At 37.3% G+C, this 23,079-nt stretch carries 14 protein-coding genes; 10 read left to right on the top strand and 4 right to left on the bottom strand.

The window, feature by feature from the left end:
• Positions 1 to 18 precede the first annotated feature (18 nt).
• Positions 19 to 1,350, bottom strand: coding sequence for a YfcC family protein (locus MM236_RS08835; RefSeq protein ID WP_241274603.1), 1,332 nt, complete (start codon positions 1,348 to 1,350; stop codon positions 19 to 21).
• Between the two features lie 186 nt (positions 1,351 to 1,536).
• Here MM236_RS08835 and MM236_RS08830 point away from each other — a divergent pair, with 186 nt between their 5' ends.
• The 9 genes from MM236_RS08830 to bglX all read left to right on the top strand — a co-directional run bounded on the left by MM236_RS08830 (position 1,537) and on the right by bglX (position 17,503).
• The gene (locus tag MM236_RS08830) at positions 1,537 to 2,139 is read left to right on the top strand and encodes an RNA polymerase sigma factor (protein ID WP_241274602.1); all 603 of its coding nucleotides are present in this window, start codon (positions 1,537 to 1,539) and stop codon (positions 2,137 to 2,139) included.
• Between the two features lie 621 nt (positions 2,140 to 2,760).
• Positions 2,761 to 3,783: a FecR family protein gene (locus MM236_RS08825; RefSeq protein WP_241274601.1), complete on the top strand. Its 1,023-nt coding sequence runs from the start codon at positions 2,761 to 2,763 to the stop codon at positions 3,781 to 3,783.
• A gap of 153 nt (positions 3,784 to 3,936) precedes the next feature.
• Positions 3,937 to 7,296: a SusC/RagA family TonB-linked outer membrane protein gene (locus MM236_RS08820; protein ID WP_241274600.1), complete on the top strand. Its 3,360-nt coding sequence runs from the start codon at positions 3,937 to 3,939 to the stop codon at positions 7,294 to 7,296.
• Between the two features lie 15 nt (positions 7,297 to 7,311).
• A complete protein-coding gene (locus MM236_RS08815; protein ID WP_241274599.1) occupies positions 7,312 to 8,856 on the top strand; it encodes a RagB/SusD family nutrient uptake outer membrane protein in 1,545 nt (514 codons plus the stop codon).
• 29 nt (positions 8,857 to 8,885) lie between these two features.
• Positions 8,886 to 9,968, top strand: a complete 1,083-nt coding sequence (locus MM236_RS08810; RefSeq protein WP_241274598.1) for a LamG domain-containing protein — start codon at positions 8,886 to 8,888, stop codon at positions 9,966 to 9,968.
• An 82-nt stretch (positions 9,969 to 10,050) separates the two neighbouring features.
• Positions 10,051 to 12,027, top strand: coding sequence for a glucoamylase family protein (locus MM236_RS08805; protein WP_241274597.1), 1,977 nt, complete (start codon positions 10,051 to 10,053; stop codon positions 12,025 to 12,027).
• Between the two features lie 14 nt (positions 12,028 to 12,041).
• Entirely contained in the window at positions 12,042 to 13,403 is a 1,362-nt protein-coding gene (locus tag MM236_RS08800; protein ID WP_241274596.1) for a glucoamylase family protein, read from the top strand.
• A gap of 25 nt (positions 13,404 to 13,428) precedes the next feature.
• The gene (locus tag MM236_RS08795; RefSeq protein ID WP_241274595.1) at positions 13,429 to 15,174 is read left to right on the top strand and encodes a family 43 glycosylhydrolase; all 1,746 of its coding nucleotides are present in this window, start codon (positions 13,429 to 13,431) and stop codon (positions 15,172 to 15,174) included.
• Between the two features lie 37 nt (positions 15,175 to 15,211).
• On the top strand, positions 15,212 to 17,503 hold the full coding sequence (bglX, locus tag MM236_RS08790; protein ID WP_241274594.1) for a beta-glucosidase BglX: 2,292 nt from the start codon (positions 15,212 to 15,214) through the stop codon (positions 17,501 to 17,503).
• Positions 17,504 to 17,799: 296 nt separating this feature from the next.
• On the opposite strand, the gene MM236_RS08785 is transcribed toward bglX, so the two are convergent.
• From MM236_RS08785 to topA, 3 genes are all read right to left on the bottom strand, one after another.
• A complete protein-coding gene (locus MM236_RS08785; RefSeq protein ID WP_241274593.1) occupies positions 17,800 to 18,495 on the bottom strand; it encodes an SIR2 family NAD-dependent protein deacylase in 696 nt (231 codons plus the stop codon).
• On the bottom strand, positions 18,492 to 19,679 hold the full coding sequence (locus tag MM236_RS08780; protein ID WP_241274592.1) for a carboxypeptidase-like regulatory domain-containing protein: 1,188 nt from the start codon (positions 19,677 to 19,679) through the stop codon (positions 18,492 to 18,494). Before MM236_RS08780 ends, MM236_RS08785 begins: the two co-directional genes overlap by 4 nt.
• 297 nt (positions 19,680 to 19,976) lie before the next feature.
• Positions 19,977 to 22,295 (bottom strand): type I DNA topoisomerase, encoded by a 2,319-nt coding sequence (gene topA, locus MM236_RS08775; protein ID WP_241274591.1) that lies wholly within the window; start codon positions 22,293 to 22,295, stop codon positions 19,977 to 19,979.
• 155 nt (positions 22,296 to 22,450) lie between these two features.
• Here topA and MM236_RS08770 point away from each other — a divergent pair, with 155 nt between their 5' ends.
• Positions 22,451 to 22,933, top strand: coding sequence for a SixA phosphatase family protein (locus MM236_RS08770; protein ID WP_241274590.1), 483 nt, complete (start codon positions 22,451 to 22,453; stop codon positions 22,931 to 22,933).
• Positions 22,934 to 23,079: the final 146 nt, after the last annotated feature.

The raw sequence follows: 23,079 nt of genomic DNA, 5'->3' as shown, positions 1-23,079 counted from the left end.
ACGCTATTAGTTGGGTTTTTAAAACACATAAATTCCCAAAACCACTGAAATGGATGCTATGGCAAAAATTATTAAAATAGGTTTCCATGCATATTGAATCCATTCTTTGTAGGAAACCCCTGCTGCAGCTAGGATAGCCATGAGTCCCCCATTACTTGGCGTCACTAGATCCATGATCCCAGCTCCATACTGATAAGCTAACACAACCACTTGTCGTGACATTCCAATCAAGTCAGCGATTGGTGTGAGCAGTGGCATAGTCAAAACAGCCTGTCCTGAAGTACTCGGTACAGGGATATGTAAAATCGCTTGTGCCAACATCATCCCAAATGCAGATAGTCCAAGTGGCAAAGTTTCTATCGGAGTGAAAAGTGCGTAAATTATGGTGTCAATAATCTGACCCTCTTGAAGAAGTAGGTAGATACTTCTTGCCAATCCTACGATGATCCCAGCAAAGATAAGCTCAGCAAATCCTTCTGAATATGCTTTTGCAGTTCCATTGATTCCAAGCTTTCCAATAAATCCAGCTAATAATCCCATGGCAAAGAAAATGGCTGACATTTCGTTATAATCCCATCCCCAATTGGTCAATCCATAAATCATTACAATAAATGTGATTGCTACCAAAATCAATATAAAGCTATGGGATGAAGAAATGTTGGCTGGTTTCTCAGCATTTGAACCAGCTTCAAGCGTAGAGTCTTTTCCCGTTTTGATCACGTAGACTACCCAAAACACCAAAGCGATTGTCAAAAAGATCATTCGGTATATTCCTGCCGAGAATAATGGGACTTCGGCAATTTTTTGAGCAATAAGCACTGAGAATGGGTTCGTCGGTCCAAATGCACCACCGATCAATGCTGATCCCAAACTGATCGCTATTCCAGCAACTTTCTTATAGCCAATTCTTTGGGAAAGGATCATTAGAATTGGAACCATGGCAATAATCTCCTCTTGTAACCCATTCAGCGCTCCAGCTGTAGCAAAGAGAACTGCTATAATGGTTAAGAGGTATGATTTGGCGTTTTTGAACTTGTAAATCAAAGACTCAAGTCCAGTTTGAAAAGCTCCTGTCTTATCAACTACATAAAAAGCACCACCAACAATGATAATCAAAACCACTATCTCTGCACCTTCAATAATCCCTTCGGGTACGCTCAAAAACATTTTTCCAATACTGACAGGACTGTTTTCTATAGTTTTATAACTTCCCTGAACAACTACTTCTCGGCCAGTATCCTCATCCATGACCCGATCATATTCTCCAGAAGGAATCATGTAAGTGCATACTGTCGCCAAAAGCACAAAGGAAAGCATGATAATCATGGGATGTGGAAAAGAGAATTTCATAAGTTTTGTTTGGATATAGTCAAAGTTAATATGCACATTTCAAATGTTCTATAATTGATCCTATTGTTTATAAATTTAAGAAGGATAAAATAATGATAATTTATATTTAATGAACATGCATCTTTTTTTTCGAATTTAAATTACTAGATTTCGTGATAATTTAAATTTGTTATAATCTTAAAGATTATGGTAAATACCAATAAACCCTATATTGATCATTTTAAAAGTAATTTAGATTCAAAACCCAAAAATAACACTTCAGATACTGAAATTTGGGATTCCTTTAGATCGGGGAGTGAATCAGCTTTTATTACGATTTATCAAAACTTTTTTGATAAGCTCTATGCTTATGGCTGGAAAATCTCAAATTCGGAAGACTTAGTTAAAGATGCCATCCAAGATCTTTTTATTGAACTGAGAAAAAATAGAGCCAAATTAGGCCAGACAAATTCAATTAAATTTTACCTATTCAAAAGTTTAAAAAGGAAACTGATCAAAGAAGAAGGTAAATGGTATTCAAACTTGGAGTCAATTGATGCCAATTATTTTTTTGATTTCAACTTCTCTCCCGAACAATTGTTGATTGATAGACAAATGGATGAGGAAAGAACAAAGAAATTGAATCATGCAATCCGGCATCTAAGTCCAAGAAAAAAAGAAGTGATATATTATTATTTTTATGAAGAGTTGAGTTACAAAGAAATTCAAGAAATCATGAATTTGGATAACATCAAGTCTGTAAGGAATTTGATTTATAAATCTATATCATTTTTGAGGGAAACTTTTTGAGGTTTTTGGTCATTGTTTTTTTAAAGAATCACACAATAAAATCAAAAAGAAAGGAACAAAACAAGAATGGGCAGGACTACCTTTCTCATTTCGTCAAAAATTCTTTCCATCCAAATAGGGGCGTAGCCCTTCAATCTTCGTAGCAAAATGGAGCCATCCTCATCCACGAGGGGCTTTAGCCCTGAATTCTCAATCCAGATCGTGGTTTTTTAAGAAATCAGGGCTATGCCTCTCAGGATTTCAATCGGTTCGAATTTTTCTAAGAAGAAAAGTGGGCTATGCCCCCGATGCTATCATAAAACATTAATTTTCCTACAAAGAAATTATGGCTTCAACCTCAAAGTTAATTCTAAGATGTTGATCAAGTTTTATATTTAATTCAGTTTAAGCCAGTCCAAAGAATTTTTAAAATCAATAACTTAAGCTTCCAAATTAAGAGGCGTAGCCCTGCAATCTTCGTAGCAAAATGAGATTCCCGTACACCAAGAGGGGCCTTAGCCCTGAAATCTTGCCTTTTATTAAAGTTTTGAAAAAAATCTTAAAATTTCTTAAAAAATAGAGGTGTCATTTCTGGCTTTTTTGTCTTTACTATTTATAAGATAACTCAAAGCCTATTTATAAATGTATACTAAAGAAAGTTTTTTGATGAATCCCGAATTTGTTAAGTGGGTCAGATCACCTAATGAAGAGCTGGAGATTTATTGGAAAAATTGGTTGGAATCGAATCCAGAAGCATTACCTGCTTTCAAACAAGCAAGGGAGTTGATAGGAGGGTTGAGTTTTGCAAACAAGATACCAAGTGAAGCGCTTAAAAAAGAAATTCTAGCACAAATATTAAAAGAGAATACAAATGATGACTTTGAGTTAAATGAGAAAAGTGGTTTCCAAAAATGGATTGACTTTAACCAGTTTTTTAAAGTCGCTTCGATTTTTATACTAGCCACATTAGTTTCATGGGCTTTATATCTATTGACCTTTTCTGCTCCAGAACCTGAACAAATCACATACATAGAAAAGAAAGCAGGTATCGGAGAGAAATTAAGTTTTTCGTTACAAGATGGCACAAGAGTTTGGTTGAATACAAACAGTAAATTGATTTTTCCTGAGAATTTTTCCGATTCTACTAGGGTGGTAGAACTCATTGGAGAGGGATTTTTTGATGTGGCCAAAGATGAAGAGAAACCTTTCAAAGTAATTTCTAAGAGTAGCATTACAACTGCCCTTGGAACTTCCTTTAATATCAACACCAAAGAGGATGGATATGTGAAAATATCGCTCATAACTGGAAAAGTAGAAGTGGATGACCTGAAAACAGAGATTGAAAAAATGATTTTATACCCAAGTGAAGAAATCATCATCAATTGGTTTGAGAACATCTATGAGGTGAAAAGTTTTGAGTCTTCGGCAGTATTGTCTTGGAAAGAAGGAAGGTTAGTATTTGACAATAATTCATTAGAGGAAATAAAAGGAAAATTGGAAGAATGGTATGGAGTAAATATCAAATTGATCAATTCTAGAGGTGTAGTATGGAAATTTTCTGGAGAATACCAGAATCAATCCTTAGAAGTAGTACTCAAAAGCATGTCCTATGTGGAGCATTTTGATTTTAAAATAAAGGATAAACAAGTGGAAATAAAATTTTAAGACTATGAAAAATTAATATTTTACTAAAAAGGAGGCCAGTAGATACAGGTATCTACTGACCAAGATTAGGTTTAGCTGATAAGCAACATTGGGGAATGGAATTATCAGCAAACCGAGTTATCGAATCATTCAATTCAATAAACCTTGAAAAATATGAAAATAAATTTAACAAATGTCATTTATATGTTTTCCAAATATTTTATATATGGATTTGCATTTCAATTGTTGACGCTCAATTTTGTTCTTGCCACAGCAGCCAATGGACAATATAAATCCATAGACAAAGTGAGTATCGAACTCAAAAATGGAGGTCAAAGTCTTGGTCAATTTTTCGACCAAGTGGAAAGTCTCACGCCATATAATTTTTCTTTTGATAAGAAAGATATACGGCTTGAAACAGAAATCACAATATCCAAAAGAACAGGAACAGTAGAATCTTTTCTTGTAGAAGTAGCTAAGCAAACTTCACTTTCCTTCAGACAGGTCAACAACAGTATTGATGTCAGAAAGGACAGAAAAAATTCAAGTTCTGTAATTCCTATCCAAGAGTTGATTTCAGTGACAGGAAATGTTGTTGATGCCACAGGTGAACCATTGCCGGGAGTGACAGTAGTCATCGAAGGTACATCTAAAGGAACGGTTACAGATATAGATGGAAATTATTCCATTGAAGTAGAAGTAGGCCAAGCTTTAGTGTTTTCATTTGTAGGTTTCGAAAAGCAACGTTTTGTTGTTGGAAATTCGAATGTCATCAATGTTGAAATGAATGAAGATCAAAAATCTTTGGATGAAGTGGTCGTGATCGGTTACGGTACTATCAAAGAAAGGGATTTGACGTCTTCCATATCTACTGTAAAGACAGATGATATTGTAAAAACTCCAAACGCTCAAGCTATGCAATCTTTGCAAGGTAGGGTAGCGGGTGTACAGATCGTTTCCAATGGCGCACCTGGTGCTTCACCAACAGTACGGGTCAGAGGTGTAGGTTCATTCGAAGGAGGTGGAGCACCGCTTTATGTGGTAGATGGGATGTTTTTTGACAATATTGATTTCCTTAACCCTGGAGATATTGAGACTATCAATATTTTAAAAGATGCTTCTGCTGCTGCGATTTATGGTGTGAGAGCAGCCAATGGTGTAGTTTTGATCGAAACCAAGTCTGGAAAATACAATCAAAAAGCCGAAATTATTTATGATGGCTATGTTGGGATTCAGAATCCTCAGAATGTATTGAAAATGGCTAATGCACAACAATATGTTGGGTATGTTAATGAGACTGGCAGTGCAGCAGATATTGCTTTTGTAAACAATGCAATCCAACGATATGGAAGAAGTAGGATTGACCCAAGTCTTCCAAATGTAAATACTGATTGGTATTCTGAAGTCATGAGTCCGGCATCTATTCAAAATCATTCATTGACTTTTAATGGAGGTGGTGAAAAAACCAGATACTCGATTGGAGGTAGTTATTTCGAACAGCAGGGATTGTTGAATGAAACAAGAAATGAATATAAAAGGTTGAATTTCAGGGTTAAATTAGATTCTGATTTAAGAGATTGGTTGTCGGTGGGAGGGAATATAAACCTTAGCACAGCCAGACAATTCAATGGAGACAACAGTGCTTGGTTTAGATCATATTTTGCTGTACCAATCCTTCCTGTATTTGATCAATTGAACACTGCCGCAGAACCTTTTGGCCTTTCCAATGCCCAGAATTTAGCCTACAGAAATAACCAAAATCCATACTATAGCTTACTGTATTCTGATGATAGAAATCATGTTGCTAAAGTAATGGGTAATTTCTTCGCAGATTTTGAAATTATTCCAAACAAATTTAAATTCAGGACGGCCTACAATTACAATATTGACATTGTAAATGCAAGGAAGATGAGGTTTTCTTACAACGATGGAGTGACTCAAAATCCATCCAGTATGGAAAGGGAAAATATTGCGGCATACAACCAGATTGTGGATAATTTCTTTACCTATACAGATGGTTTTGGGAAGCATGATTTCACAGTTGTTCTAGGTCAGTCCTTTAGATCAGAATATCAAGAAGAAATTTTTGCACGTGGTCTTGCTTTAAATCCTGACCCATCAAGAGACCAAGAAGAGTTTTGGTATTTGTCAAACTCGACAAACTTTGACTTAAACCGGATTGGTGATAAAGGTGAAAGATATAATTTCCTATCCTTTTTTGGAAGAGTTGCATACAACTATGACGATAGATATTTGCTCTATGCAACATTAAGAAGAGATGGGAACAACAAGTTCCAAGAAAAATGGGGTAATTTCGCAACTTTTGGTGCAGGATGGGTTTTGACCTCAGAGAGTTTTTTCAATGTCAGAGGTATTGATTTCTTGAAGCTTAGAGGTTCATGGGGGCAATTGGGGAATGATGCAATTGACCCAGCTGTAGGAAGACCTACTTTAGAGGTAAATAATGTAGCAATCAACAATGCTCTTATTTTTGGAAGAAGGCTCAACCCTACTTTTGATTTGATAGACAGGTGGGAGACCACAGTTGAAACCAATATCGGGATCAATGCAAGATTCTTAAATGACAGATTAACCTTGGATGCAGATTACTTTATTAGAGATACTAGAAATCTTGCAGTGAATATTATTCCTCCGGTATTTAGAGCAACGGAAAGAAGAAGTGTTGGAGAAATTCGAAACAAAGGTCTTGAAGTTACTTTAGGATGGAATGACCAAGTGACAGAAGACTTCTCCTATTATGTCTCAGGTAACTTGGCTACTTTGAAAAACTCAGTTTTAAGCCTTGGCGGACCTCAATATTTGGATGGTGGATCTGCTGAGTTCCGTCAAAGATCGATTATTGGTCAGCCATTTGAATCATTTTTCGGATATGAAGTAGAAGGCGTATTCCAAAATCAAGATGAAATAAACAACAGTGGGTACACCCAGGAATTTATTGCAGAAAATGGCATTCAACCAGGTGATTTTAGGTTTAGGGATTTGAATGGTGATGGAATAATAGATGATCAAGACAGAAAAGTGTTGGGCTCTTTTCTTCCAGAATTGACTTATGGCTTTAATGCGGGCTTTAGATATAAGAATTGGGACTTCTCGGCATTGTTTCAGGGTCAGTCAGGGTTTAGTATTCTAAACAGAAAAAGAGGGGAAATGATCTTTACCAATGATACCAATATCGATGCGAATTTAGCAGACAATCTTTGGAGAGGTGAAGGGACTTCAAACATTTATCCTTCTGCAGCAGGACTGAGAAGGGGATGGAACCAAAATATGAGTACTTACTTCGTGGAGGATGGATCATATTTTAGAATCCAAAATGTCCGAGTTTCATATTCAATAATTGATAAACCTCTTTTCGGGTTGCAGATGCCTGAAACAAGAATATCCTTTACAGCAGAAAGACCATTGACATTATTCAATTATAATGGTTTCAATCCAGAAGTTGCAAATGGTTTAGATAGAGAAGTTTATCCAATCCCTGCAGTTTATACAGTAGGATTAAATGTTAAATTTTAAGAAGGGAGACATATCATGAAAAATATTAAATATATAAAAAGTGGATTGGTAATGATCATAGCTGGCCTATTCAGTATTACCTCTTGCTCAGATCTCTTGAACCGACCATTAGAGAATGAAATCATAGCAGAGGAGACCGATTACTCCCAGACTGAAAATATGATTTTATTAATGTATGGAGCTTATGCCGAATTGTACGACTTACAATGGGAAACATTTCCAACAATAAGTGTAAGAGGGGATGATGTAACACCTGCGGGAGATCAGTTTCCTCTTACCGAAACAGATTTGTTTAGATATGACAGGAATTTCTGGATGTACAATTCTTCTTGGTTGAACCTTTACACAGATATTCTTTATTGGAATGGTGCAATGGAAGAAATCAGAAAGTACCAAGAAGCAGGTGCAAGTTCCGCTACTGCTGAGCAGTATATTGCCGAGATCAAGGTGATGAAATCTTTTGAGTTGCTCCAATTGGCCAAACTTTGGGGAACGATCCTGATTCCAGAAAGTTCACAGCCAAGTGCATTGTTCAATGTTGACTTATCGAGTTTTGATGAGGTAATGACTTATATCTCTACACAAATGGATCAAGCAATTCCTTTGTTGCCGAATGTACACCCAAACCAAAGATCTGATATCAGAGGAGGAATGACAAGGTCAACTGCATTGGCGATCAAGGCACAGGCAAACTTGGAAATGAAAAATTGGCAGGGAGTAGCAGATGCTACCAGTCAGATTATCAGTTCAAACCAGTTTGCCTTGGAAGCTGACTATTATGAATTGTTCAAGATTCCAGGTAAGCTGAACAGAGAGAATGTTTTCGAATTCCAGTATTCAGACTTTGGTACTGCCACCGGTACAGTGAAAGACTACAATTTCGCCTTCTTTGGACCCTCCAGTTGGACTCCAGCAGTTGCGGGTGCTTCTCAAGGATGGGGGTTTTGGTCACCAACATCCAAATATATCAAGTTTATGCTTGATAGAAATGAAAGAACTCGATTGGAGACGACAGTGATCTTTACGCCAGATGGAATTGCTGAAATCGAATCGGATCCAAACTATGCAAATTTACCTTCTTGGATTTCCAATGTGACACCTGATGGAGACAGGTTCAATAACCATCCTAGATACAAATTTATGAGTGGCAAACATTACTTGCCAAGCAATCAGCTGACACCAGGAAGATTTACTTATGGGACTAATAAGAATATGACAGTGATCAGATATTCAGAGATTCTTTTGATGCATGCTGAGGCTTTGGTAAGTGGAGCAAATTCATCTGGACTCTCGGCACTTGAAGCCGTAAATCTTGTAAGAAGTCGAGCAGGATTGAATACAGTATCTACAGTGAATATAGATACGGTATTGGACGAGAAATTTGCGGAGTTTGGAATGGAATGGGGGATTAGATTTTATGATTTGATCAGACATAACAAGACTAATGAGCTGAACTTTGGAGGAAGAAACTTCCAGCCAGCTATTCATAGGTTCTTGCCTTATCCATTGGAGCAGATCGATATCTTGCCTCAGTTATCTAATGAAACACCTCAAGGTTGATTATTTACAATCTTTAAATTGAAATCATTATGAAAAATTTTAAATATACAATCATTGCACTTGGGCTAGTAGCCTTTGGATGTGATGGAACATACACTGATGATATCGTAGCAGTAGCTCCAGGGCCTGATGAGGTAGCACCTTCAGTAGTGATAAACTTTCCTCTTGAAGGTACTTTGATCAGAGTACCTGAAGAGACGACTACCTTGAATATCAATTTTGAAGTCTCTGATGACATCGAATTAGAGTCAATAGTAGTAAGGTTGAATGGAACTGAGATATTCCAAGCTAGCGAATTCTTGGATTACCGAAGATTGGTAAAGACTTACTCCCACGAGCAATTAGGTAATGGTGAGCATGTCTTGACAATTGAGGCTAAGGATCTTTCAGGAAAATCTACCACAGAAACTGTCAACTTTGAAAAAGTAGAGCCATATGTACCTGTGTATGATGGGGAGATATTTTATTTGCCATTTGATGGCGAATATTTAGAGTTGGTTAGAGTAAGAAACGCAACAATCAACGGCTCTCCGGGATTTGCTGATGGTGTCAAAGGCAGGGCTTACAGAGGAAGTAGCAGCGGTTACTTGACACTTCCTACTGACAATCTTAGAAATGGACAATTTTCAGCTGCATTCTGGTACAAAGTTAATCCTAGTCCTGATAGAGCGGGTATCTTGGTGATGGGACCACCTGACACTGCAAATCCAACCAATCAGAACTTTAGAAACAATGGATTCAGATTGTTCAGAGAAGCGGCAGGAGCTAATCAGCGAATCAAATTGAACGTAGGAAATGGTACTGGAGAGAATTGGTTTGACGGTGGAGCCGCTGCCGATATCAATCCAAGTTTGAATGAATGGGTGCATATAGCAATTTCCATTTCAGGATCTAATGCTGCGGTATATTTGGACGGAGAAGTAGTGAGCCAAGGTTCTTTCGCAGGAATTGATTGGACTGGATGTGATATTCTTTCCATAGGTTCTGGAGCACCGAGATTTGCTGGATGGGGACACCTATCTACCCAAAGCTTGATAGATGAATTGAGAATATTCAATAAGGCATTGACGCAAACTGAGATTCAGGCGATCATAGATGCAGAACGTCCCTAATCAAAATTCTTGATTTGAATGAATGGGAGGGAAAGGTATAGCTGACCCTCCCATTTTTATTAATCATTTACATAACTTGAATATGAAAATCAATAAACTTACATGGCTGGTATTATTTATAATGCTAATCCTCTCGAGTTGTAGCGAAGAAAGGGAAATGCCTGCTATCAATGTCACTTCTTTTTTAGTAGGGGGTAGTTCACCTGAGTTAGTCAATGATATTTACCAAGATGTACCCTTGGACCAGCCTTTGACATTCAGATTTTCTGGAGCCTTAGATCAGGCGAGTATTCAAGGTGGGATTGTATTTAGAAAAATAAATGACGGGGGGAATGAAGATGTTGATTTTTCACAAAGCCTTATTGCCCAGAATAGAGAATTGGTAATTTTTTCTCAAGGACTTCTTGAGTCAAATTCAAGGTATCAGATCACCTTTAATTCATTTAGAGGAGCTGAAGGAGAGCAAGTCACGTCTTACGAGCTTAACTTTTCTACGGCAGGGGCAGGTTTAGAAGTCGTTTCTGTAGAAGTGGTTGAAGGGAATCCTGTACACTCCAACAGGATCTTAAACACACCTTTGAATCTAGTCGGAAGAATAACATTTACAAGCTCTATTGATCAGAATCAAAACTTTGCGAGTAAAATTGGGGTCACTGGACCTACGAATGTTAGCTTGACTTTCTCCATTTTGGAAGATGGCAAGTTGGAGTTTAGGAGCAATTCTCCATTAAGAGATTTTTCAAAATATATATTGACCATAGAGACAGGCATATTAGGGCCTGACGGAGAAACAAAAGAGAAGCAGACCAGAGATTTATTTACAATGCCTTCTGAGCAAGATAAATTTCCAAGAATTCCTACAGAAGAACTTTTAACCAAAGTTCAGCAACAGACATTTAGATATTTTTGGGATTTTGCACATCCTGCAAGTGGTATGACAAGAGAAAGAAATACCTCTGGAAATTTGGTAACAGTAGGTGGTTCAGGATTTGGTGTGATGACAATAATAGTTGGGATAGAGCGGGGATTCATCAGCAGAGAGCAAGGTGTAGAAAGGTGGAGAAAAATAGTTGATTTTTTGGAAACAGCTGATAGGTTTCATGGAGCATGGTCTCATTGGATTGATGGCAATACCGGAAAAATGTTGCCTTTTTCACAGTTTGACAATGGTGGCGATTTAGTAGAGACAGCCTTGATGGTACAAGGACTTTTGACCGTAAGGCAGTACCTAAATGAACAGTCACCAGAAGAAAAAATAATCATAGATAAAATAACCAAACTATGGGAGGAAGTAGAATGGTCTTGGTACACTCGTGGCAATCAAAATGTATTGTATTGGCATTGGTCACCAGAGCATGAATGGGCCATCAATCTTCAAATAAGTGGCTATAATGAATCTTTGATTGTTTATGTTTTGGCAGCAGCTTCACCAACTTATCCGATTGATAAAATTGTCTATGACAATGGATGGGCTAGAAATGGAGGGATGAGAAATGGAAACTCCTTTTACAATATTCCACTGCCCTTAGGTGTAAACTATGGTGGATCACTATTCTTTTCTCATTATTCATTTTTGGGTCTAGATCCAAGAAATATGGTGGATCAATATGCCAATTATTGGACACAAGGAGTAAATCACACTTTAATCAATAGAATGCATGCCATTACAAACCCATTGGGATATGCTGGATACGAAAGATACTCTTGGGGGCTTACAGCAAGTGATAATCATGAAGGATATTCTGCACATTCTCCAACAAATGACAAAGGTGTGATCACTCCGACAGCTGCACTTTCTTCCATGCCTTATACACCTGAAGAGTCTATAGAAGCGCTTGAGTTTTTTTATTATCAATTAGGTGACAGATTATGGGGAGACTATGGATTTTATGATGCCTTTAACCTGACAGAAAATTGGTTTGCAAACTCTTACCTGGCGATTGACCAAGGTCCAATTATATTGATGATTGAGAATCACAGAACAGCTCTGCTTTGGGACTTATTCATGAAAGATGAAGAAGTCAAAGTCGGTTTAGATAAATTAAATTTTAATTATTAAAACACCCATATAAAATGAAGAAATTAAGTTTAGCAATACTATCAATTCTATTTTTTGCTGCTTCTTGCAATCAGAAGAATAAAGAGCAAGAAGTAATTGAACTTGAAACGACTAAGATTTCCGATGATTCATTAATGACATTGGTTCAATACCGTACTTTCCAATATTTCTGGGAAGGAGCAGAGCCGACATCTGGTTTGGCAAGAGAGAGGGTTCATCTGGACGGAGACTATCCTGAAAATGACGAAAATGTAGTTACCACAGGAGGTTCTGGTTTTGGAGTAATGGCAATTTTGGTTGGTATTGAGAGAGGTTTTATTACTCGAAAAGAAGGATTTGATAGATTAAATCATATCGTGGATTATTTAGGGAAAGCAGAAAGGTTTCATGGAATTTGGTCCCATTGGATTCATGGAGAAACTGGAAAAGTCAAACCGTTTGGCTTTGATGATGATGGTGGCGATATCGTGGAGTCAGCTTTTTTGATACAGGGATTATTGACAGTTCGTCAATATTTCCATGATGGAAATGAAGAAGAAAAAGCGATGGCATTGAAAATAACCCAACTATACGAGGAAATGGAGTGGACTTGGCATAAAAAGAAAGATGAAAATGTACTACTATGGCATTGGTCACCTCAATATGATTTTAAAAGAAACCATGGATTGCGAGGATATGATGAAACGCTGATAGCCTATATTCTTGCAGCTTCTTCACCTACATACACCATCGACCCTGTATTGTACCATGAAGGATGGGCGAGAAAAGGAGCTATAAAAAATGAAACAGAACCCTATGGACATCTTTTGGAATTGAAACATAATGGAGCGGAAGAATTAGGAGGCCCACTTTTTTGGGCACATTATTCATTTGTAGGGCTGGATCCACGTGATCTGAAAGATCAGTATGCAGACTATTGGAGGCATAATGTAAACCACACTTTGGCAAATCGTGCTTGGTGCATCGAAAATCCCAAGGGTTACAAAGGCTATGGTCAAAATTCTTGGGGATTGACAGCAAGCTATTCTGTCAATGGATATGCTGCACATGCACCCGGAGAAAATAAGGACAAAGGGGTTATTTCTCCTACAGCTGCACTTTCTTCATTTCCATATACACCTGAGCACAGTATGGAAGCGATGCGATTTTGGTATGAAGAATATGGAGAAAAGTTGTTTGGCAAATATGGTTTTTATGATGCATTTAGCGAAACAGAAGATTGGTTTCCTCAAAGATATCTAGCTATTGACCAAGGACCAATAGTGGTAATGATAGAGAATCACCGTACTGGCTTGCTTTGGGATCTGTTTATGTCATCTCCTGAGATCAAAGTTGGGTTGGAAAGATTGGGATTTGAAAGTCCACAATTGAAATGAAAAAAAATAATTAAATAAGGTACATATGAATATTGTAAAGAATAGATTTCTTTGGGTGTTTTGTTGTTTAATTCCCAAACTGCTCTTTTTAAATACATCCTATGCCCAAACCCTAGCTCAATCTACCTATTGTAATCCAATCAATTTGGACTACACCTACATGATTTATAATTCACATCAAGACAAATCCTACCGATCTGGCGCTGATCCTGCTGTGGTAGAATTTAGGGGAGAATATTACATGTTTGTCACTAGATCTATGGGGTATTGGCATTCTACCGATTTGACCAATTGGACATTTATTGAACCTGAAAAATGGTACTTTGAAGGGTCAAATGCCCCTACTGCACACAATTACAAAGATTCAGTGTTGTATGTATCAGGTAATCCTTCAGGAAGTATGAGTGTATTATATACAGACAATCCTAAGAAAGGGGATTGGAAAGCGGTGCCTGGAATCATCAACAATCTTCAAGATCCTCATATTTTCATAGATGATGATGATCAAGCATATGTGTTTTGGGGTTCTTCAAATAAGTACCCGATCAGGGCTAAGAAATTGGATATGAAGAAAAGATTCAGACCTTCCGAAGAGACTTACGAACTCTTTAATTTGGATATGGAAAAGCATGGTTGGGAAAGGTTTGGAGAAAATCATGCTGATACTGTATTGGGAGGTTATATGGAAGGTCCATGGCTGACAAAGCATAAGGGTAAATACTACATGCAATATGCTGCTCCTGGGACAGAATTCAATGTGTATGCAGATGGTGTTTATATGAGTGATGATCCATTGGGGCCATATGAATATGCTCCAAACAATCCAGTTTCCTACAAGCCAGGAGGATTTATGAATGGAGCAGGCCATGGAAGTACAGTAATTGGTCCAGGGAATTCATATTGGCACTTTGGAAGTAATGCGGTCTCAGTCAATGTCAATTGGGAAAGGAGAATAGCGATGTTTCCCACATTTTTTGATAAAGATGATTTGATGTATGTGGATACTTACTTTGGTGATTATCCTCATTTTTCACCTTCAGAAACATCCAAGAATGGAGAGTTTACGGGGTGGATGTTATTGTCTTTGAATAAGCCTGTCATTGCTTCTTCCTTTGTTGGAGATCACAAACCAGAGCAAGTAACTGATGAAAATGTCAAATCTTTTTGGCTAGCCGAAAATGAAAATAAGGGACAATGGTTAGAAATAGACCTTATGGCTCCAAGTACCATCAAAGCTATTCAGATAAATTACCATGACCATGAATCAAATATGTATGGCAGACTTCCCGGATTATTCCATAGATATAAATTGTATGGGTCTAATGATAGAAAAAATTGGGAGGTTATTGTAAATAAAGAAAAGAGTTTCAAAGACACACCTAATGATTATGTGGTGCTTTCCGAAGAAAAGAAATACAGATATGTGAAGTATGAGAATATCCATGTACCTACCCCTAATTTGGCAATTTCTGGTCTGAGGATTTTTGGAATTGGATCAGGGAAATTGCCTTCTTCCGTTAAAGATTTTCAGATTGAGAGGGAATTGGATGATAGGGATGCATTTATTTCATGGAAAAGAGATTCTACAGCCCAAGGATATAATATCTTGTGGGGTATTGCACCAGACAAGTTATATAATTCTTGGATGGTGTATGGAGATAATGAACTTGATCTGAAAAGTCTTACTAAAGATCAAATCTACTACTTTACAATTGAAGCATTTAATGAGAATGGAGTTTCAGAAAGAAGTGATATTATTAAAGTTAATTAGAGTTTTACCTATTTTATTTATTGATAAACAGTTTAATATGATTTATAAATATTTATTTTCATTTCTAATATTGGTATGCCTATTAGGATCATGTAGTCCTTCTACCAAAGATGAGTCAGGGCAGGATTTTACTTACAGAGCAGATTCCGTTCTATCTCTGATGACCTTGGAAGAAAAGTTGGGTCAATTGAATTTGCCTGCAGCTGGAGATATTACCACAGGACAGGCAGAAAGCTCCAACATAGCCGAAAAGATCAAACAGGGAAAAGTAGGTGGCCTGTTTAATTTGAAATCAGCAACTAAAATCAGGGAAGTCCAAAGAATTGCTGTTGAGGAAAGTAGGTTGAAGATTCCATTGCTATTTGGGATGGATGTGATCCATGGTTATGAAACGCTATTTCCAATCCCTTTGGGTTTATCAAGTTCATGGGATATGGAATTGGTAGAGAAAAGTGCTAGAATAGCTGCTATAGAAGCAAGTGCAGATGGGATCAATTGGACATTTTCGCCTATGGTAGATGTATCCAGAGATCCAAGATGGGGGAGAGTATCGGAAGGAAATGGAGAAGATCCATTTCTTGGTGCTCAAATAGCCAAAGCAATGGTTAAAGGCTATCAAGGTGATGACTTGACTTTGGAGAACACCATCATGGCATGTGTGAAGCATTTCGCTTTGTATGGAGCTCCAGAAGCTGGTAGAGATTATAACTCCGTAGACATGAGCAGGCAGCGAATGTTCAATGAATATTTTTTACCATACAAAGCAGCTGTAGAAGCTGGTGTTGGTACTGTGATGACTTCATTCAATGACATAGATGGAATTCCTGCCAGTGGTAACAAATGGTTGATGACAGACTTGTTAAGAGATCAGTGGGGCTTCAATGGATTTGTAGTCACAGACTACACTGCAATCAATGAAATGATAGATCATGGAATGGGAAATCTGCAGGAAGTATCAGCTATGGCTCTAAAAGCCGGGGTTGAAATGGACATGGTAGGGGAAGGTTTTTTGACCACTTTGGAGAAGTCCTTTGAAGAAGGTAAGATCTCCCAAAATCAAATTGATGAAGCAGTGCGGAGAATTTTGATCGCAAAGTTCAAACTTGGACTTTTTGATGATCCCTACAAATATGCTGATCCAGAAAGGTCAAAAAGAGATGTGTTCAATGCTGAACATAGAAAAATAGCGAGGGAAATTGCTTCCCAAACATTTGTGCTGCTAAAAAATGAGGGTAATATCCTTCCTATCAAAAGAGAAAGTACAATTGCCCTGGTAGGTCCTATGGCTGACAATAAAGAAAACATGGCTGGAACTTGGAGTGTAGCAGGAAAGTTTGATAAGGCGATTTCCCTCAGGGAAGGTCTTGAGAATGCAGTTGGAGACAAAGCAAAAGTAGTCTATGCGAGGGGTTCAAATATTACTTCTGATTCTATTTTGGAATCTAGGGTTAGTATTTTTGGGAAACCTACTTATCGAGATGAAAGGTCGGAAGAAGAAATGATCAAAGAAGCTCTAGCAGTAGCAAAGAATGCAGATGTCATCATTGCAGCTATGGGTGAATCTGCCGAAATGAGTGGCGAGGCATCAAGTCGATCGGATATCGAGATTCCCGAAAACCAAAGAAACCTTATGAAAGCCTTGTTGAAGACTGGTAAGCCAGTGATCATGGTGATGTTTACAGGTAGGCCTTTGGCGATCAAATGGGAATCTGAAAATGTACCAGCTATCTTGAATGTTTGGTTTGCAGGAAGTGAAGCAGGAGATGCGATTGCTGATGTGCTTTTTGGAGATGTAAATCCATCCGGGAAATTGACTGCTACATTTCCGCAGAATGTAGGTCAAGTACCTATTTTTTATAACCACAAAAACACTGGTCGCCCGTTGCCGGAAGGAGAGTGGTTCCAGAAGTTTAGGTCAAATTACCTAGATGTTTCAAATGATCCTCTTTATCCATTTGGTTTTGGGCTGAGCTATACTTCGTTCGAATATAGTGATGTCAAATTAAGTGCAGCAGCGCTAGAAGGTGAGCAAAAGCTAACAGCTAGTATTGAATTGAAGAATACGGGGAAATTTGATGGTGCAGAAGTAGTGCAGCTCTATGTGCGCGACATGGTGGGCTCGATTACACGCCCAGTAAAAGAATTGAAGGGATTCCAAAAAGTCAAGTTAAAGGCAGGAGAATCAAAAACCATCACTTTTGAGCTGACTAATGAAGATTTGAAATTCTACAATTACGATATAGATTTTGTTTTTGAACCAGGTGAATTTGAGGTCATGATTGGTGGAAATTCAAGAGATGTCAAATCAGCAAAGATAAATTGGAAATAGGATTTAAAGGAAAAATAAGGGGGCAAGCTTGATTTGCCCCTTTTTTTTGCTCTTCAGTTTAAATATTGGAAACCTTCTTGTCTTATTGTCCAAAATTGGTTTTAGGTTTGAATTTATTTGATTCTGTGATCTTTTGACAAATCATTTTAGAATGAATCAATTTTATGAAAAATTTTTACATTTAAGTATAAAAGTAAAAATTATGAAAGGGATAAGTTATCTAACTGACAGCAAAAACAGAAAAGTTGGTCACAGAAAAGATATTTATGAATGAAAATCCAACTTTTAATTTAACATCAAATGAATTTTTCGATAATCTCTTGTGACATTTTTTTAGTTCCAACAGAAGCAAGTCCTTCAATCGGATAAAGCTTATGGATATTGCCTAAATCCGGGGTTTTTACATCAATGATAAATTTTATACATGATTTTGGAGCATATTGAATCAAGCCAGCAGCTGGATACACAAGAAGTGAAGTGCCTATCACTGCAAAAATATCCGCTTTGCTTACGATGTCGATGGCTGGTTCTATCATTGGTACCATCTCCCCAAACCAAACTATAAAAGGTCTCAATTGGCTTCCTCTCTCACATTTGTCTCCAATATTTAATTCCCAACCATCCATTTTATATACCAATGAAGGATCCATAGTACTTTGCGATTTGAACAACTCTCCGTGGAGGTGGATCACATTGTTTGAACCAGCTTTTTCATGTAAGTTGTCTACGTTCTGAGTGATGATCGTGACATCAAAGTATTTTTCTAACCTGGCCAATTCCAAATGGGCTTCATTCGGTTTCACACCTAGCGCCTGCTTTCTTCTTTGGTTATAAAAATCTAAGACCAATGCCCGATCTTTCCTCCAGCCTTCTGGGGAAGCTACATCCATGACATTGTGACCTTCCCATAGTCCATTACTGTCTCGAAAAGTGGCTATACCACTTTCAGCAGATATACCTGCACCTGTAAGCACTACTAATTTCTTTTTCATTTTGGATTTGGATAGTAATCTAAGGGAAGCATATCTCCAATTTTCATCCAACCCATGTACCCTTCAAACAAAAGATCATAAGGAGGGGAAAAACTCCCATTTTCGTAAATTTCAATCTTCCCGTTTATAAAATGGATTAAACTTTCTTGGTTGGGTAATTTGTGTGCGTCGGGATAGTTTTGGTTTGGTTTAGCTTTTTGATATATCACTTGAAGATAATCATCAAATTTCAAAATCATTTGTCCTTCTTCGCCTTCTTCTATAATTTGGCTTAAATCGATTGGGTCTTTCTCCAAAACATCAATCGTTTTTGGCAGTTTCCTTAGTCTTGCAAATTCCTCAAAAGTATATGGTGTTGGACGACCTAGCCTGAAGTTCTCTGCCACAGCATTCAACTCCTCGTCATCAGGTCTGTTAATATTTGGTATCTTCCTTAGCCTTCTTACCAAAAAGCCTTCTTCTTCAACCTTATTTTGATAAACAGCTCTTAGAAAATGCATCGAGCTTCCAAAGTAAGCGATCTCTCTATTTTTTTCTACTTGTTTATTTTTCCTCCTGGAAAGTGTAGAGTCAGATGTGAAAAGGGCATAACCTCCATAAAAAACCCGAAAATTTGATTTTGAATATTCAAAACTCTGCAAAATGTATTTAATCTTATAACCCAAGTTGACATTTTCAATCACTATCGCTTCATTGGCTTTTGCTAATAGCGTTCTCGGAATTGATTGGTCATCCAATACAAGCTTGGTCGGGTTTTCAAGCATTGTTTTTTCTGAATTAGAACTTGTGCCAATAAAATACCTTTTGAAGATTTCTAGATTACTGTACCATGCTTTGTCTCTGATTGAATTTACTTCTAATTCGGAAAGTTCCATATCATCTGCTGCCAATCGAAACCGATACAGTTTGTTTTGGAGAGCATTGTGATCAAACTCAAAGCTCAATGTCGTAAAACCTAGAGTTTTGATAATCAACTCATGTTTTCCGTTGGGGATTTCTAAAGAAAATCTACCTAGTGAATCACTTAATGTTCCATTGCTTGTATTGGTCAAGAAAACCATTGCGTAAGGAATTGGTGTTTGATTTTCCACATTTTCTATAATTCCCTCCAATTTGGTTTGACTGTTGGAGATAGAAATGCAAAAGAAAAAAATAGCACTTAGTATTGCTTTTGTAACTTTCATAAGTTGGGAAACCTTGGCTTTATTTTTTTTGAATGATTCCTATATGAATATACACTACTTTGCCAGTAGACTATGATTCTCGTATTAATGTTTGTTTTAGGTCAATATCTATAAATATCTAATATCAATTAATAATTTGTGCGCTTTAGGCGGATCTAAATGAATCAAAGAGAACTCTCGACTTAAATTATTGGTATCATTGCGGATATTTATATTCCATAATCCCCAAAGATCCTAAATTTTATCTTTTAGTTTCAAATTAGACAAAAAAAAGCAGGAAATAAATCCTGCTTTAAATTACTTTTTCTTGGTAAACCTACCTTTTTTCTTTTCAGGTTGATTTTCTATAATTTCAATAGTTTCGGCATAGCTCAATTCAGCAGCTTCTTTGTCTTTAGGGATTTTGAAATTGTTTTTACCAAATTTGATGTAAGGACCCCATCTACCATTGAGAATTTGAATTTCCTCGTTTTCCTCAAAGGTCTTTATATGTTTCTCAGCATCTGCTTTGCGTTTATCTTTGATAAGTTGGATAGCTTCTTCTTCTGTGATGCTCAATGGATCATATTCTTTTCCCAAAGAGACGAATTTACTGTCATGTCTAAGGTATGGACCAAATCTTCCAATTGCTGCTACAATTTTTTTGTCCTCAAATTGTCCTACATCTCTTGGTAATTTGAACAATTCCAAAGCATCTTCCAAGGTAATGTTTTCGATGAATTGTCCTTTTTTGAGACTGGCAAACTGTTTCTCCTCGTCTTCCTGATCACCGATCTGTACCAATGGCCCAAATTTCCCGAGCCTTGCAATGATCATTTTTCCAGTTTTTGGATCGATCCCAATCTCCCTAGAGCTATTTACATCAGCTCTCGCCACATTTGCTGTTTCCTCGACCCTGGTATGAAATGCCCCATAGAAGTTTTGAATCATATCTTCCCAATTCTGATTTCCATGGGCGATTTCATCAAATTCTTTTTCTACTCTTGCGGTAAATGTAAAATCTATCACATTTGGAAAATGTTCTACCAAGAAGTCATTCACGACCATTGCGATATTGGTCGGGAATAATTTATTCTTGTCAGCACCGGCAATTTCAGTTTTGTTTTCTTTCTTAAATTCGCCCTTTGCAATTTTCATTTCTACATACTTCCGCTCATTCCCATCACGTGATTCTTTGATCACATAATTTCTCTTTTGGATAGTAGAAATGGTAGGAGCATAAGTAGATGGTCTACCGATACCCATTTCTTCCAATTTCTTCACAAGAGATGCTTCTGTATATCTTGGCGCAGGTCTTGTAAATGTTTCCCTGCCTTTCATTTCTATCAATCCCAAATTTTGCCCAACTGTCAAAGGAGGCAATAGTCCTTTTTCTGTACTTTCCTCATCATCCGGCTCTTCGTCCGTACTTTCAAGGTACACTTTCAAAAAACCTTCAAACTTGATCACCTCACCACTTGCAGAAAGTGTCTGCGGCATTGTAGAAATAGCAATACTTACATTTGTTTTTTCTAGGATTGCATCGGCCATTTGGGAAGCAATGGCTCTTTTCCATATCAATTCATATAGACGCTGTTCGTTTCGATCCCCGGAAGTATCATGCTTAGAGAAATCAGTCGGTCTTATAGCTTCGTGAGCTTCTTGTGCACCTTCAGATTTTGTGGTGTATTTTCTGGATTTATGGAATTCTGAACCATATGCCGAAGTGATTTCATTTTTAGCGGCTGTCATGGCATCATCCGAAAGGTTGGTGCTATCAGTCCTCATATAAGTAATCTTTCCAGCTTCATAGAGCTTCTGTGCTACAGACATTGTTTGTGCTACAGAGAAACTCAATTTTCTACTAGCTTCTTGCTGTAGGGTAGAAGTAGTAAATGGTGCTGCAGGGGTCTTTTTACCTGGCTTTTTCTCCAAACTCTTGATGCTAAAGTCAGCACCAATACATTTCTTTAGAAACTCCTCAGCTTCCTCTTGGGTATCGAATTTCTTGGGAAGTTCGGCAGATAGCGTTTTTCCTTCTACATCAAAAAGCGCAGTGATTTTGAAGGAAGACTTGGTGTTGAATTTCTCAACTTCTCTTTCTCTTTCTACAATCAGCCTAACAGCTACAGATTGTACTCTACCGGCAGAGAGACCTGCTTTGATTTTCTTCCAAAGTATTGGCGATAATTCAAAACCAACCAATCTGTCCAAAATTCTCCTGGCTTGCTGTGCATTGACCAAGTCATAATCGATGGTTCGTGGATTTTCTATAGCTTTTGTAATCGCATTTTTGGTGATTTCTCTAAATACAATTCGCTTGCTGTTGTCATCCTTCAATTTGAGGACTTCTTTTAAGTGCCAGCTAATGGCTTCTCCTTCGCGGTCATCATCACTCGCCAGGTAAATCATTTCTGATTCCTTCACAAGCTTTTTCAATTGTTTGATCACTTCCTTTTTATCGGCAGTGACTTCGTAAGTTGGTTTGAATTTATTTTGAATGTCTATTGCTTTGTCACCTTTTGGCAAATCCCGTACATGACCATAACTAGAAGCCACCTTAAAATCTTTTCCCAAGTATCCTTCTATCGTCTTTGCTTTGGCAGGTGACTCTACTATCACTAAATTTTTTGACATATTTTCTATATATTTATGAATAGAGTCTTTACAAAAGATCCATTTAAATCCTAAAAATAGATGCGATTACATTCTATTCCAAATTATGAAAGATACTATATTAGAATTGGCATGATTATTTCAAGTATTTCGGTAGCTGGAAAAGTAATTAATTTATGCAAAAAAGTAAAATATTAGTTGTCTTAAGGCACGGAGAGGCCGATTTTAGTTTTGGGAATAGAACAGATTTCCAAAGAGAATTAAATCAAAATGGGTTGAATCAATTATCTCGCATCAAAGAGCTTTTTGAAAAAACAGGAGTCAAATTAGATAAAATTGTGTCAAGCTCTTCTTTGAGGACAACACAAACTGCTGAAATTATTGCCTCGGATTTGCCTGATTCCATCATTCAATTTTCTGATGAAATTTATGAAGCTGAATCTTCTATTCTCTTTGAAGTGATTTCTGGAGTCAACGATGATATAAATAACTTGATGATCGTTGGACACAATCCTGGTGTCAGTGCTCTGGTATCGACAATCGCGGATCAGGGCTATTTGAATATGCAACCTGGTATGCTAGTCATAATTGAACTCGCAATCGAAAAATGGAGCCATTTGGGAATTGGTACAGGGATCGTTAGGGAAGTGATGCAATAAACAAATCAGCTATATTCTTTATCCATTCTATTGAATTTCTGTTGACAATGTAGAATCACATAATTGTGACCTGTTGTCTTTACTACTGAGCACACGTTGTTGACTAGTATCCTCAATATTTAAAGTGTCTTTTTACTTCTCTTTTA

Origin of the sequence: Belliella calami, assembly GCF_022549695.1 — a bacterium.
GTDB classification, from domain to species: domain Bacteria; phylum Bacteroidota; class Bacteroidia; order Cytophagales; family Cyclobacteriaceae; genus Belliella; species Belliella calami.
The sequence above is the reverse complement of the archived record's forward strand: the minus strand, read 5'-3'. Positions and strand labels throughout refer to the sequence as shown.

Coding starts and splice junctions, on each gene's coding strand:
- MM236_RS08835 (WP_241274603.1), bottom strand. CDS start 1,350: ATGAAATTCTCTTTTCCACATCCCATGATTATCATGCTTTCCTTTGTG.
- MM236_RS08830 (WP_241274602.1), top strand. CDS start 1,537: ATGGTAAATACCAATAAACCCTATATTGATCATTTTAAAAGTAATTTA.
- MM236_RS08825 (WP_241274601.1), top strand. CDS start 2,761: ATGTATACTAAAGAAAGTTTTTTGATGAATCCCGAATTTGTTAAGTGG.
- MM236_RS08820 (WP_241274600.1), top strand. CDS start 3,937: ATGAAAATAAATTTAACAAATGTCATTTATATGTTTTCCAAATATTTT.
- MM236_RS08815 (WP_241274599.1), top strand. CDS start 7,312: ATGAAAAATATTAAATATATAAAAAGTGGATTGGTAATGATCATAGCT.
- MM236_RS08810 (WP_241274598.1), top strand. CDS start 8,886: ATGAAAAATTTTAAATATACAATCATTGCACTTGGGCTAGTAGCCTTT.
- MM236_RS08805 (WP_241274597.1), top strand. CDS start 10,051: ATGAAAATCAATAAACTTACATGGCTGGTATTATTTATAATGCTAATC.
- MM236_RS08800 (WP_241274596.1), top strand. CDS start 12,042: ATGAAGAAATTAAGTTTAGCAATACTATCAATTCTATTTTTTGCTGCT.
- MM236_RS08795 (WP_241274595.1), top strand. CDS start 13,429: ATGAATATTGTAAAGAATAGATTTCTTTGGGTGTTTTGTTGTTTAATT.
- bglX (WP_241274594.1), top strand. CDS start 15,212: ATGATTTATAAATATTTATTTTCATTTCTAATATTGGTATGCCTATTA.
- MM236_RS08785 (WP_241274593.1), bottom strand. CDS start 18,495: ATGAAAAAGAAATTAGTAGTGCTTACAGGTGCAGGTATATCTGCTGAA.
- MM236_RS08780 (WP_241274592.1), bottom strand. CDS start 19,679: ATGAAAGTTACAAAAGCAATACTAAGTGCTATTTTTTTCTTTTGCATT.
- topA (WP_241274591.1), bottom strand. CDS start 22,295: ATGTCAAAAAATTTAGTGATAGTAGAGTCACCTGCCAAAGCAAAGACG.
- MM236_RS08770 (WP_241274590.1), top strand. CDS start 22,451: ATGCAAAAAAGTAAAATATTAGTTGTCTTAAGGCACGGAGAGGCCGAT.